Raw genomic sequence first — 12,818 nt, forward strand, 5'->3', positions numbered from 1 at the left:
CGATGGCGGACGAGGGCCACCACGAGATCATCATCATCCGGCGCCACGGCGACCACGAGGACGGTCACCACGGCGGTGCCTGGAAGATCGCGCTCGCCGACTTCATGACCGCCATGATGGCGCTGTTCCTGGTGCTGTGGCTGATCGGCTCCACCACCAAGGAGACGAAGTCGGCCATCGCCGAGTACTTCAACCCGGTGAAGCTCGCCGACGTGAGCTTCGATCGCAAGGGCCTGCGCGATCCCCAGAACAAGCCCGGCGAGCCCACGCCGGAGGAGGGCAAGCCCGACGGCGGAACCGGCGACAGCAGCGCCGACGGCAAGGGCGGCCAGTCCGACGCGAAGTCGGATGCCAAGACCGACGGCAAGAGCGCCTCCGGGCCGCCGGGCAGCCGCGCCCGCGAGGCGGCCCTGTTCCAGGACCCCTACGCGGTCCTGGCCAAGCTCGCCGCCGAGCTCGAGCCCGGCCCGGAGACGGCCTCGGCCGACGCGGTCGTCACCGAGACCGGCGAGCCCGGCATCAAGGGCGGCGAGGCCGCCCGCGATCCCTTCGATCCGCTCTACTGGCAGGTGGCGCCCCTCGCCAAGACACGCACCGAGCAGGCCGGGTCCACCGGGACGGTGACCCCCCTGCCGCAGGAGGCGCGCCCCGACGTGCGCGCGGCCGCCCCCGGGGCGAAGCCGGCCGCGATCAAGGTCGCCTCGGCCCTGCCGGGCGAGACGGACGCCAGGGTAATGGCGCTCCTGGCCAAGGCCGAGGCGCCCAAGACCGAGGCGTCCAAGACCGAGGTGCCCAAGACCGAGGCGCCCAAGGACGCGAACAAGGACGCGAAGGCTGCGGCCGAGGCCAAGTCGGCCGCCGAGAAGTCCGCCGCCGAGAAGGCGGCCGCGGAAGCCAGGTCCGCGGAAGCCAGGTCCGCGGAAGCCAGGTCCGCGGAAGCCAGGTCCGCGGAAGCCAGGTCCGCGGAGGCCCGGGCGGCCGAGGAGGCCCGGCAGGCGGCCGATGCCGCCGAGACCGCGACGCTGGCCGAGATCAGGGCCGAGATCGCCAAGGTGCTGCCGATGCAGGGCGGCGCGCCGGCGCCCCGCACGGAGGTCCGCCGCACCGGCGAGGGCATCCTCATCAGCCTCACCGACGAGGTGAACTTCGCGATGTTCAGCGTCGGTTCGGCCGAGCCGCAGGCCAAGGTGGTGCGGGCCCTGGAGCAGGTCGCCCGCCTCCTCAAGGACCGGCCCGGCCGGATCGTCGTGCGCGGCCACACCGATGCGCGCCCCTTCCGCTCGGAGGTCTACGACAACTGGCGGCTGTCCTCGGCCCGGGCACAGATGGCCTCCTACATGCTCGTGCGCGGCGGCGTGCCCGACGCACGCCTGGAACGCATCGAGGGCTATGCCGACCGTCAGCCGCGCAACCCCGCCGATCCGAAGGCGGCCGAGAACCGGCGCATCGAGATCCTGCTGCGGGCGCGGCCCGAGTGATGCGGGTTGCCGGGATGCGCCGCGCGCGGATCGCCTGCGTCCTGCTCGCCGGCCTGGGCTTCGTCCCGGCCGCCTGGGGAGCGGACTCCCACGGCGCGGGGGATCACGGCGGAAGCGATCACGGCGCCGCCCCGGCCGCCCCGATCGAGCCCCTGCCCGTGGCCCCGCGCCCGGTTCCGGTGGAGCTGGTGCGCACGCTGCAGCTGCTCCAGGACCGGATCGCCCAGGGCTCGGCCCAGGCCCATCAGGGCCAGCGCGCCTTCCTGTCCCTGGCCGAATCGCGCATGCTCGGCCTCGATCCCGAGACCTGGGCCGACCCCGTCAGCGTGCACGCGGCGGTGACCTTCGGGCTCGGCGGCGGCGGCCCGGGGCTGCTGCGCCACCTCGTCGCCTCGGGCAAGGTGCCGGAGGCCGAGCGGCCGGTGGTGTTCGGCGCGCTCGCCTATCTCGAGGGACGCGAGAAGGAGGCCCGCGCCCTCCTGGTGAAGATCGACCCGCTGGTCGTGCCGGTGAGTCTCGGCGCGCAGCTCGCCCTGGCGCAATCCGCCCTGGTGGTGCGCGACGATCCCACCCAGTCGATCCGCCTCCTCGACCTCGCGCGCCTGCTCGCCCCCGGCACCCTGGTGGAGGAGGGGGCGCTGCGCCGCGAGATCTTCGTGCTGGCCCAGGCCAACGACCTGGCGAAATTCGAGACCCTGGCGGTGCAGTACCTGCGGCGCTTCCGCCACTCGGTCTATGCCGGCAACTTCCGCCAGCGCTTCGCCGCCGCGCTCACCCGACTCGACTTTGCCGGCGACGACGTCCGCTTCGCCCGCCTCCAGGCCATGCTCGACGAGATCGAGATCGAGGGGCGGCGCGAGCTCTACCTCCTTCTCGCCCGGGCCGCCCTCGATCAGGGCAAGACCACCACGGCGGTGTTCTCCGCCGAGCGCGGCGTCACCCTGGCGGAGCCCGGCTCGCCGGAGGCGGTGCGCGCGCGCCTCTATCGCGCGGCGGCCCTCCTCGTCGGGGAGGGGCGCTTCGACGAATCCGTCGAGACCCTGCGCATGACCGACCGCACCGTGCTGGACTCCGCCGACCGCGACCTCCTGGACGCCGCGCTCTCGACCGCCCGGGAGATCCGGGCCGGGCCGCCCGCCCCGATCCCGGTCCAGGCGGACCCCACGGGTCCCCGCGTCCTGCCGGTCGCGCCATCCATTGCCCGGGCGCAGGACGCCATCGGGCGCATCGACGAGATCATGCGCAGGAGCGAGCGTTGAACACCCTCGGTGCCACCAGTCCCGGCCCCCGCGCCCTGTCGGACGCGCCCGGCCCCCGCGGCGCAGGCTCGGAGACGCCGGAGGTGCCCCGCGATGCCTTCGGGGCCGTGCTGGGCGCCCTCGGGGGAGGACGCAACGCGGACGAGACGCCCACGCCGGAAGCCGACCGGCCGGGCCGCCGCCGCGACGACGAGGCGGCCCCGGCCCCGTCCGGTGAGGAGACCGATCCGCTGGCCCTGCTCGCCCTCGTGGTTCCGACGGCCGCCCCCGGCGCCGGCGCCCCGGCGCCGAAGCCGCAGGCGATCACCCTCGAGACCCTGGTGGCCCGCGCCTTGCCGGCCCAGGCCCCGGGGCAGGCCGTGGCCAGCGGCCCGGCGACCCGGCCCGGCGGATCGGACGGTCCGGCCGGGACGGACCCGCGAGCCGGGGCGGACCTGCTGGCCGGGGCGGACCTGCTGGCCGGGGCGGACCTGCTGGCCGGGACGGACCCGGTCGCCGCCGGCCGCGTGCCGCAGGCCGCGGGCGCCGAGGCGCGGACCCGCATCGCCGTGCTCCAGCGCGAGACCCACTTCGCGCCGGTGCTTCCGAGCCTCCTCGGCGGATCGCGGGCGGCCGTCCCGGCGCCGGGCGCGCCCGGCCTGCCCGATGCTGCCGCGCTCCTGCCCGCCGCCGCTGGGGGGCTGCCCGCCGCCGCGGGGGGCTTGGCCGCCGCCGCGGGGGGCCTGGCCGCCGCCGCGGGGGGCCTGGCTCCCGGCGAAGCCGCCGCTGCGGTCGGCCCGACCCCGGCCGCGCCGCCCACCGGCCCGGCAAACCTGCCCGCATCGGGCGCCCCCGTCCTTCCGGCGCAGCCCCCGACGCAGGGCGCCCTCGTCTCCGCGACCGCGGCGGCCGCCCCCGCGCGCGCGCCGGGATCGCTCTCGGGCGACGCCGTCATGCCCGCGCGCGATCCCGTCCGTGGCGGCGCAGGACCGGGCGCGATCGAGCGGCCCCCCGCGACACCCTCTCCGATCCTGCGCGTCGATCCGGTGGCGGCGTCCGCCGAGACCGGCACCGCGGCCGCGCGCGCGGCCCGGAGCAGCCTCGCGCCGGCCCTGCCGGGCGTTGCCGACGCGAACCTGTCTACCCCCCTGACCTTGCCGGCCGGGTCCCTGTCCGGCCCGGCCGCCGCGCCGGCCCAGCAGGTGGCCGCCGCCGTCCTGGCGGAGCTGCCGCGCGGACCGGCCGGGGCCGTCCCCGGCGCGCTGCCCGGGGCTCCGACGGGGGAGGGCCCCCTGAAGCTTCTCACGCTGCAGCTTCATCCGGCGGACCTCGGCACCGTTCTGGTGCGGATGCGCCTGCGCGACGGCCAGCTCGAGATGAGTCTTCAGGCCAGCCGCGAGGACTCGGCGCGCCTGCTCCGCGAGGGCGGCGAGGTCCTCAACGATCTCCTGCGCCAGGGCGGCTACCGGCCCGAGAGCGTCACCGTCACCGTCGCGTCGCCCCCGGCCGACGGCCGGGGCGCATCGGGGAATCCAGGCTCGCAACAGGGACAGGGCGCACAGGGCTTCCCGGGCCAGGGCGAGTCCGGTGCGAACCAGGGCCGCCCCACCCCGGACCAGGCCGGGCGCCGGTCCTCCCCGGGCGGCGATCCGGCCGCCTCCGACCTCCACGAGCGGATGCATGAGAGCGTTTCGAGCAGCCCTGATCGCAGCGGCGTTTACCTCTAGCCCCGGCCTGGCCGTCTCCGGTCTGGGCGGGGCGCTGGCCAACAGCGCCCCGCCGGTGCCGGGAAAGGCCGCGGCGCTGCCGGCCTCGGCCAATATCTGCGAGCGGGAGATGGCGGGGGCCTCGGCCAAGCACGGGGTGCCGCTCGGCGTCCTCTACGCGGTCGGCTTGACGGAGAGCGGCCGGCGCGGCTCGCTGCAGCCCTATGCCATGAACATCCAGGGCCGGGCCTATTTCGGCACCAGCGCCGCCGACGTGATGAGCCAGCTCGCCCAGGCGCGGGCGAGCGGAATCAAGCTCGTCGACCTCGGCTGCATGCAGATCAACCACCACTATCACCGCGAGAAGTTCGCCAGCCTGGAGGCGATGATCGATCCGCGCCAGAACGTCGAGTACGCGACCCTGTTCCTGAAGCAGCTGAAGGCGCGCGAGGGCAGCTGGACCCTGGCGGTGGCGCGCTATCATGCGGGTCCGAACAACAATCCGGCCCAGAAGCAGTATGTCTGCCGGGTCATCACCAACATGGTGGCCACGGGCTTCGGCGCCTGGACGCCGGGGGCGCGCAGCTTCTGCCAGTAAGGCGCGCGCGCATTGGGGACTCCGTCGGAGCCTCCTCTCGCGCCACGCCCCGTCCGAGCCCCCTTGTGGCCTGGACGGCCTCCGGGGCCCGCCAGGTGGCGCCGACTTTGCGAGCGTCCCGGCTCAGGAAGGAACGCCCATGGCCTTTGCCTGCACCATCCCCGCGGTCGCCACCCTCCAGCAGGACGACGCGACCGTGCGCATCACGCGGTGGGATTTCGCGCCCGGCGCGGTCACTGGCTGGCACGAGCACGGATGGCCCTACTTCGTCGTGATGCTGGTGGCCGGGACCCTCAGGGTCCACGACGGCGACCGGGTCACCGACAGCATCCTGGAGGCCGGACAGGCCTATGCCCGCCCGGCCGGCATCCGGCACGACGTGATGAACGGCTCCGACCACCCGATCGCCTTCGTCGAGATCGAGGTCAAACGCCCGGAGGCCCTGGTCACGACGGCGGAGCCCGGCGACGGGCCGTCCCCGCCGGCAGGGTCCTGAGCCGTCCCGGGGCTCGGGCGCGTCCTCACGCGGAGGCCGCCCATCGCTCCTGCATCAGCTGCATCGACGGCGGCAGGCCGAGGACACGGCGATAGACGGCGATGCGCCGCAAGGCCTTCTGCTGTTCCCGACCCGATTGGGCGCGACACATCCGTTCCGCGGACCCCAGCAGCATATCGGCGTCACGGGCTGGCAGGGCCGCCAGGGTCTGTAGCGCGGGGAGAGCCGACCGGGACATGTGCATGAACACGGAACGTCCGGCGCGCCGGCTTTCGGCCGTCACGGCTGCGTGAGCGGGCGAATGTGGTAAATAGATTCCTCCGCCCCTCGGCGTTTGGGGAGGACGATGCGCAAGGAGCGGGCCGCTGAATCACGGCGACGGCCGCGCCCGATCAGGGATCGGCCGGCGAGCCGCTCTTGCAAGCACAGGCGCGCGATCGGTGGGGCGGATGCTGATGAACCGCGGCGCATGTGCTGTTTCTCACCTGAGAACATCAAAATACGATTGAGAGACGCGAAAATTAAATTTGGGCGACCAAATCTTCCATTTCAGGCCTATGCTCTGAAGACATGGCTCTTGGCGTCAAAGCCTCCGAACCCTCCTCTGGAGCATGCGCTATAGTGGTCGGACGCTGAGGCCTTCGCATTATGGTGCGTTGCAAAATGAGCAAGTCGCAGCGCACAAAAATGTGGTTTCATCTCCTCAACGGCCGGCACGTCGCCAGCCAAACCGGAGATTTCAGATGCGCGCGACCCGCCTCTTCGCCCTGACCGTCCTCGCGTCGGCCACCGTCGCCACCGGCGCGGCCCAGGCGGGCGAGGCCCTCTACCTGACGCCCCCGCTGTTCCGTGAGCAGGCGCGCGAGACCCAGCAGGTGCGGACTCTCAGCGACCTGACCACCACCCCTCAGCCCGTCGCCCCCGCGAAGGCCGCCACCGCCCCGCAGAGCACGCTGGCCGGCAGCGAAGTCGAAACGACGGGCTCCTTCTGAGGAAGAGACCGACCGCCGCGACCCTGCGGTCCATCCGCCGAGGTCGTCGAACCCGGGCTCATCGGGCGATCCCCTGAAGGATCCGCCCCGGTGGGCCCGTTTCGTTGTGCATCGGCGTCGCGGCAGGCGGGGCTCAGCCGACGAAGGTGTAGCCCATGAAGCGCTTGGCCTCGATCGGGTCGTAGCCGAGGCGCTGGCTGAGCTTCTTGCGCAGCTTGCTGACGTGGCCCTCGATGACGCTCTCCTCGACGCCGTTGCTGTAGACGCCGTAGACGATGTTGTAGATCTGCGACTTGGTCATCCGCCGGCCCCGGTTGCGCACCAGGCACTCCAGGATGTGGCGCTCGCGCCGCGGCAGGGGCAGCACCGCGCCGTCCACCTCGGGATCGCGGCCATCGAAATGCACCTTCAGGCGCTCGGGCTCGGGCGGCGCCTCGCGGACCGGGCCGGCCTGCGCGTTCACCCGGCGCCAGATCGCCTCGGAGCGTGCCAGGATCTCCCGGATATGGACGGGCTTGGGCAGTACGTCGTCGATGCCGGCCTCGAAGAGCTGCAGGGTCTGGTCGAGGGAGCGCACGTCGCTCAGGGCGATGATGGGGGCGCGCGACAGCTTGCGGATCAGCGTGGCGCACTTCGCCCGGCCCTCGAAATCGCCCAGGAGGAAGCCCTGGATCGCCTCGCGGTCGACCCGGGAGGAAGACTGGAACCAGTGGGTGAATTCCTGCGGGTCGAGGCCGAGGGAGGAGATGCCCTCGCGGTCGAAGCTCGCCTTGTAGCCGGAATTCACCGAAGGCCGCTCGTCGACCAGGACATACATCGGCAATCTCCGGATGATCTTGCGACGGTCGGGGGTATGCTGGGTTACAACTGGACAGCGAAACAATCAGGGGTCGGTACGGAGCCTTGCACGTCGCTCCTCAAGTCCAGCCTGGCTGAGGGAATCGCCTATCATTTAGCAATGTCGGGCATCGCCGGCGCCGTCAATGAGGTTCGGGTCACACGCGGATGTGATCGCGCGATCGACGCGTCGACAAACGGTCGCGGTGCGGGCGAGGAGCTGCGAGGACGCGGCCGGGCCGGATGGATCGGGCCGGTGCGCCCGGCCTCCGCTCAGGCGGCGGCGCGGGTCAGGCGGGCCCCGGCGAGGGCCGTCTCGAAGCCGTCGAGGCAGAAGGTCGGGCCCTGGTCGGCCAGGATCCGCTGGATCGCGACGCCCACGTAGACGCCGTCGAGGATGAGCTTGAAGAACACCGTCACGGGTTCGGTGACGAACTCCATGTCGAGCACCACGGTGAGCGAGCGGCCCCAGTCGAACCGGACGTCGGCCCCGTCCGCGTACGCGATGGTCGCTTCCTTGAAGAACGGCTCGGCGGAGGAGGCGACGAGGTCGGCGATGTTCCCGTGCCGGGCGGCCTGCACCCAGCCGATCAGGATGCCGCCGTCGAGGAGGCAGAGTTCCGCGATGAAGTCCCGGATCGCGTTGGCGAAGACGCGCTCGGCATCGGCGAGCACGTCCGGGACGTCCACGCACAGGGCTCCGGGGGAGGAAGACGCCTCGGTCATCAGCGAGCCTTCGAGAACAGGAAGAACAGGATCTGAGCCACTGCGCTGTAGAACTCCGCGGGAATCATCTGGTCCACCTCGACACTGTCGTACAGGGACCTTGCGAGAGGCTTGTCTTCCACGACCGCAATGCCGTTCGCCTCGGCGATTTCTCGGATGTGGAGCGCCACGAGGTCCTTTCCCTTGGCGAGAACGAGAGGCGCGGGCTGTTCGTCGCGCGCATACCGGAGCGCGATCGCGTAGTGCGTCGGATTGGCGATGACCACGGTGGCCTGCTTCACATTGGCGAGCATGCGCTTGCGGGAGCGGTCCTGGGCCAGGGAGCGCAGGCGGCTCTTCACCAGGGGATCGCCCTCGGTCTGCTTGTGCTCGTCCTTGAGGTCCTGCTTCGACATCCGCAGGGAGCGCTGCCAGCGCAGGCGCGACCAGACCAGGTCGGCGGCCACGATGACGATGGTGGCGATGCAGACGACGGAAACGAGCCGGATCGAGACGGTGAGGATGAGGTCCGGGATCTGGCTCGGGTCGGTGAACATGGCACTCACGGCTTTGCTGCCCTCCGAGCGCAGGAGCAGCAGGCAGACGAGACTGATGCTTAAAAATTTAAGGACCGATTTCAGGAACTCGAGCTGACCCGCTTTTCCGAAGATTCGTCCCCAGCCCGCCGCCGGCGAGATGCGCGACCATTGCGGGCGGATGCGTTCGCCCACGAGGCTCGGCACGTTCTGGATCAGGGCGGAGACGAGGCCGCAGAGGCCGAGGATCAGCACGACCGGGATCAGGAAGCGTGCGGCCGCCACCGCGGTTCCTTCGAGAATCCGGGCGACGTCCTGATTGTTCTCCAGGGCGAAATCGCGGGGATGGTCGAAGAAGGGCGCGAGCGCCTGCATCAGGGGCGTGACCGCGTCGCGCACGACGAAGCTGAGGGCGATGAGCAGGCCAAGGATCGAGGCGAAGATGGGGGCCTCCCGGGAGAACGGGACGTTGCCCTTCTCGACGGCCTCCCGGATCTTCCGCTCGGTGGCGGCTTCGGTCTTGCTCTCCTGATCCTCGTCGGACATCGCTCACGCCGGGTCGGGCCACCGTCCCTAGCGGACGAGGGCCTCGACCTCGTCCCCGGAATTGATCTCCAGCTCGCCGCGCCCGGCCATCTCGAGGGCGAGGTCGGTGATGCTGCGGCGGGCCTCGGTCACGTCCTTCTGCGCGGCCGGCTCGCCGCCGTTCAGCTCGTGCTCGACCATGCGGCGGACGCGGGCGGAGAGGGCGCCGAGGATGACGCCGCGGAACTCCGCGTCGGTGCCCTTGAGCGCCAGGACCAGGCGGTCGTTGGGCACGGCGTCGAACAGCGTGGTCCGGGCACGGGGCTGGAGCTTCACGATGTCGTCGAAGGTGAAGAGCAGGCCTTTGAGGATCTCCACGGATTTCGGGCGCGACTCGGACAGGCTGGTGAGCACCTCGTCGATCTGGGTCCGCTCCATCTTGTTGATGATGTCGGCCATCTTCGCGTGGGTGTCGGCCCCGCCGTTGCGGGCGCCGCTGGCGAGGAGGTCCTCGTGCAGGGCGCGCTCGACGGTGGCGATCACCGCGTCGCAGACCGGCTTGAAGCTCAGCATCCGCCGCATCACCGTGTTGCGGGTGGGCTGGGGCAGGTGGGCCATCACCTTGGCGGCCGCCGCGGGCTTCAGGCGGGACAGCACGAGGGCCGCGGTCTGGGGATGCTCCTTGATCAGGTAGCTCGCGATCACGCCCTCGGAGACCGTGGTCAGGCGCTCCCAGACCGAGCGCGTGGCGTCCCCCCGGACGTCGGCCAGGATCTCGGCCACCTGGTCGGCGGGGAGCAGGCCGGTGAGGAGCTTCTCCACCTCCGACGCGGTGCCGACGAGGCGCCCGTCGGCGGCGAATTCGTGCGAGAACATCTCCACGATGTCGTCGAGCTGATGGGCGCTGACGGTGCCGAGCTGCGTCGCCGAGCGCGTGATGCGCCGGATCTCCTCGGGATCGAAGTACTTCAGCAGGCGACCGGCCGCCGGCTTGCCCATGGCGAGCAGCAGCGCCGCGACCTCGTCCACGGGGTTGAGGTGCCGGTGGACGCCCTGCGTCCGGTGGGGGATCGGCACGCTCGCCACGGGTTCGTCCTCAGCCGTTCTGGCCGGCATCGGCCGGGCCGACGATCTCGGTGAGGGAGACCCCGAAGCGGGAATTGTCCTCCTCGACCACGACGATCTCGCCCCGGGCGACGACGCGGCCGTTGACCGTGACGTCCACGGGCTCTCCGACCCGGTGGTCGAGGGGCACGATGGCGCCGCGCCCGAGCTTCATCAGGTTGGCCACCGGCATCGTCGCCGAGCCGAGGACCACCTGGATCAGCACCGGGATGCGCAGGATCGAATCGAGGTTGCGGCCATCGCCGATCCGCGCGTCGCCGGTCGCCGACCCCTCGGGCGCGACGCTGGGCGAGACGGTCGGAAAGACCGGGGCGGTGCCGGTGGACGCGAGGTCCGCATCGTCGAAGGGGCTGTTGCTCATCGTCCGCTCGTCAGGGGCTGCAATCGAACGTCAGGGGAAGAGTCGTCTGGCAGCGGAAGGGAAAGGATCGGGTAAACGCGGCCGGGGCGCAAGCGGATCGGCCGGCCTCAGCCCAGTTGGGGGGCGCGTGTGGCCGCAAGATCGCGTCGGCTCGCCTCTAATTCGGCGAGGGTCTGGCGCGCCTCGCCGATGCGCTGGTCGAGGGCCTCCAGGATCTCGCGTCCCTCGGTGCTGAAGTTGCGGACCGCGTCGCCCGCCTGGGCGAGGGCCTGGCCCGACTGCGTCAGGATGCGGCCGTACTCGGCCTGGGTCCGGTCGAGGCGCTTCAGCTTGAGGTACATCGGCACCACGCAGGCACTCGTCGCCACGAGGGCCACGAGGAGAATGGTGTCAACCCACGGTGTCATCGGGTGTGCCTTCCTTGTCCTGTGCGATGGCCTCGTCGACCCGCAGCACGTAGGAGCCCTGCGCCTGGCCCATGTGGCACCAGAACAGCGGGCGGTCGTTGCCCTCGAGCTTCACCCGGGTCGAGGGCGTGGCGTCGAGGCCGATGATCTGGCCGACCTTGAGGTCGGCGATCTCGCCCAGCGTCAGCAGGCGCTCCTCGAGCACCGCCCGGAGGGTGACTTCCGCCTTCTGCACCTCGGCGGCGATCTGCTGCGTCCATTTCGGGTCGCGGGCGGCCGTGTCGCCGGTGAGCACCTTGGACAGGGCGGGCCGCATCGGGTTGATGACCGATTGGGGCAGGATGAGGAACATCTCGCCGCCGCGGTTGAGCGCCTGGATGGTGAACTTGGCCTCCACCGCCTTGTTGTTGCGCCCCCCGATCACGGCGAACTCCATCCGGGTCTCGGTCCGCTCCAGGCGGAACGGCGTCGCGGAGACCAGGGAGAACGACGATTCGAGCGCGCGGCCGACCTGTTCCAGGATGGTCTGGGCGAGCCGGATCTCGAGGCTGGAGAAGGCGCGCTCGTCCTCCACCGGCGGCTCGGCCCCGTCGCTGCCGAACAGGGCCTCCACCATGGTGAAGAGGAAGTCCCGGTCGAGGCCGATGAGGATGTGGCTGTCCCATTCGGGGGCGTGGAAGATGCCCGCCACCGCGTTGTTCTCGTAGGCGTCGAGCATCTCGCCGAAGCGGCCGCTCGCGAAGCCGCTGAAGGCGAAGTAGACCGGCGAGGCGACGAGGGGCTTCAGGTTGTCCGAGCAGCCCGAGGTGAGCCGGTCGAACACCACGTTCAGCATCGGCATGCGGTCGAGGGACAGGCCCCCGGCCTCGATCAGGCGGGCGCGGATGTCGGTGGCGTTCCCGGTGGGGCCGTCCATGCTCAGGCGGCCTCCCGCTGGGCGCCGCCGGTGACGGTGGCGTTCTCGACCTCGTCGATGGTGGGACGATCGCCGAGCGAGATGCCCTTGCGCCCGTGCTCGACGGCGATCTGCGGCACCGCTCCGCTCATGTGGGCGATCAGGCTCTGCTTCACGATGATGTAGACGTGGTTCTGCTTCTCGCGGATGGTCTTGATCTTGATCGCGAAGGGGGCCAGCACGCCGTAGGACATGAACACCCCGAAGAATGTCCCCACGAGTGCGGCGCCGATGAGGCCGCCGAGGATCTGCGGCGACTGGTCGAGGGCGCCCATCGCCTTGACGATGCCGAGCACCGCCGCCACGATGCCCAGCGCCGGCATCGCCTCGGCCACCGTGGTCACGGCGCCGTAGGGCTTGAGGCGGTCCTTGCGGTAGCCGCTGATCTCCTCGTCCATCAGCGCCTCGATCTCGTGGGCGCGGGCGTTGCCGATCAGGATCAGGCGGGCATAGTCGCAGATGAACAGCACGAGGTCGGCGTTCTTGGCCACGTCCGGGTAGGCCTTGAAAATCTCGGAATTGGCCGGGTCGTCGAGATGCGGCTCGACCTCGTTGCGGGGCTTGGTCTTCAGCTCGCGGATCAGGGCGTGCATCAGGCCGAGGAGGGCGAGGTAGTCCTTGCGCTTGGGCACCTTGCCCGTGAGCGCGTCGAGGCTGGCCTTGCCCGTATCGACCACCGTCTTCATCGGGTTGGCCATGACGAAGGTGCCGGCGCCCATGCCGCCGATGATGACGAACTCCCAGGGCTGCCAGAGCACGACGAGGTGGCCGCCCATGGCGACGAAGCCGCCGAGCATGCAGCCGATTGCGATGACGAGGCCGATCAGAACGCCCAAGGCTCAACGCCTCCGATGGGAAT

15 protein-coding genes are annotated in these 12,818 nt (G+C 71.2%); 6 read left to right on the forward strand and 9 right to left on the reverse strand.

Annotation, left to right across the window (positions count from 1 at the left end; all coding sequences use genetic code 11):
- The first annotated feature begins 2 nt into the window (after positions 1-2).
- The 5 genes from ASG51_RS07015 (at position 3) to ASG51_RS07035 (ending at position 5,516) form a co-directional block, all read left to right on the forward strand.
- Positions 3-1,478: a MotB family protein gene (locus tag ASG51_RS07015; RefSeq protein WP_056379904.1), complete on the forward strand. Its 1,476-nt coding sequence runs from the start codon at positions 3-5 to the stop codon at positions 1,476-1,478.
- 14 nt (positions 1,479-1,492) lie between these two features.
- Positions 1,493-2,737 carry a chemotaxis protein MotC gene (locus ASG51_RS07020; protein WP_244479829.1) on the forward strand — a complete coding sequence of 415 codons (1,245 nt, stop codon included), beginning with the start codon at positions 1,493-1,495 and terminating at the stop codon, positions 2,735-2,737.
- Positions 2,734-4,443, forward strand: a complete 1,710-nt coding sequence (locus tag ASG51_RS07025; RefSeq protein WP_056379908.1) for a flagellar hook-length control protein FliK — start codon at positions 2,734-2,736, stop codon at positions 4,441-4,443. The genes ASG51_RS07020 and ASG51_RS07025 overlap by 4 nt, the downstream gene beginning before the upstream one ends.
- On the forward strand, positions 4,397-5,020 hold the full coding sequence (locus ASG51_RS07030) for a transglycosylase SLT domain-containing protein (protein ID WP_082487038.1): 624 nt from the start codon (positions 4,397-4,399) through the stop codon (positions 5,018-5,020). The genes ASG51_RS07025 and ASG51_RS07030 overlap by 47 nt, the downstream gene beginning before the upstream one ends.
- 139 nt (positions 5,021-5,159) lie before the next feature.
- Positions 5,160-5,516 carry a cupin domain-containing protein gene (locus ASG51_RS07035; protein ID WP_056277227.1) on the forward strand — a complete coding sequence of 119 codons (357 nt, stop codon included), beginning with the start codon at positions 5,160-5,162 and terminating at the stop codon, positions 5,514-5,516.
- A 25-nt stretch (positions 5,517-5,541) separates the two neighbouring features.
- Here the strand turns inward: ASG51_RS07035 and ASG51_RS07040 are convergent, their stop codons facing one another.
- Complete coding sequence (locus tag ASG51_RS07040) at positions 5,542-5,766, reverse strand: hypothetical protein (protein ID WP_056349604.1); 225 nt, start codon at positions 5,764-5,766, stop codon at positions 5,542-5,544.
- A gap of 493 nt (positions 5,767-6,259) precedes the next feature.
- Here ASG51_RS07040 and ASG51_RS07045 point away from each other — a divergent pair, with 493 nt between their 5' ends.
- Positions 6,260-6,508 carry a hypothetical protein gene (locus ASG51_RS07045; RefSeq protein ID WP_056379910.1) on the forward strand — a complete coding sequence of 83 codons (249 nt, stop codon included), beginning with the start codon at positions 6,260-6,262 and terminating at the stop codon, positions 6,506-6,508.
- A gap of 133 nt (positions 6,509-6,641) precedes the next feature.
- On the opposite strand, the gene ASG51_RS07050 is transcribed toward ASG51_RS07045, so the two are convergent.
- The 8 genes from ASG51_RS07050 to motA all read right to left on the reverse strand — a co-directional run bounded on the left by ASG51_RS07050 (position 6,642) and on the right by motA (position 12,795).
- Positions 6,642-7,325 carry a response regulator transcription factor gene (locus ASG51_RS07050; protein WP_056349601.1) on the reverse strand — a complete coding sequence of 228 codons (684 nt, stop codon included), beginning with the start codon at positions 7,323-7,325 and terminating at the stop codon, positions 6,642-6,644.
- A 293-nt stretch (positions 7,326-7,618) separates the two neighbouring features.
- Entirely contained in the window at positions 7,619-8,071 is a 453-nt protein-coding gene (locus ASG51_RS07055) for a hypothetical protein (protein ID WP_056213276.1), read from the reverse strand.
- Positions 8,071-9,132: a flagellar biosynthesis protein FlhB gene (gene flhB / locus ASG51_RS07060; protein ID WP_056379912.1), complete on the reverse strand. Its 1,062-nt coding sequence runs from the start codon at positions 9,130-9,132 to the stop codon at positions 8,071-8,073. The genes ASG51_RS07055 and flhB overlap by 1 nt, the downstream gene beginning before the upstream one ends.
- A 27-nt stretch (positions 9,133-9,159) precedes the next feature.
- Complete coding sequence (locus tag ASG51_RS07065) at positions 9,160-10,197, reverse strand: flagellar motor switch protein FliG (protein ID WP_056277313.1); 1,038 nt, start codon at positions 10,195-10,197, stop codon at positions 9,160-9,162.
- 10 nt (positions 10,198-10,207) lie between these two features.
- Complete coding sequence (fliN, locus tag ASG51_RS07070; protein ID WP_056213280.1) at positions 10,208-10,597, reverse strand: flagellar motor switch protein FliN; 390 nt, start codon at positions 10,595-10,597, stop codon at positions 10,208-10,210.
- A 107-nt stretch (positions 10,598-10,704) separates the two neighbouring features.
- Positions 10,705-11,004 (reverse strand): hypothetical protein, encoded by a 300-nt coding sequence (locus ASG51_RS07075; protein WP_056213282.1) that lies wholly within the window; start codon positions 11,002-11,004, stop codon positions 10,705-10,707.
- Entirely contained in the window at positions 10,988-11,920 is a 933-nt protein-coding gene (locus ASG51_RS07080; protein ID WP_056213285.1) for a FliM/FliN family flagellar motor switch protein, read from the reverse strand. The genes ASG51_RS07075 and ASG51_RS07080 overlap by 17 nt, the downstream gene beginning before the upstream one ends.
- Before the next feature lie 2 nt (positions 11,921-11,922).
- Positions 11,923-12,795 (reverse strand): flagellar motor stator protein MotA, encoded by an 873-nt coding sequence (gene motA, locus ASG51_RS07085; protein WP_056213286.1) that lies wholly within the window; start codon positions 12,793-12,795, stop codon positions 11,923-11,925.
- Positions 12,796-12,818: the final 23 nt, after the last annotated feature.

The sequence above is a fragment of the Methylobacterium sp. Leaf465 genome, assembly GCF_001424705.1.
Taxonomy (GTDB): Bacteria; Pseudomonadota; Alphaproteobacteria; order Rhizobiales; family Beijerinckiaceae; genus Methylobacterium.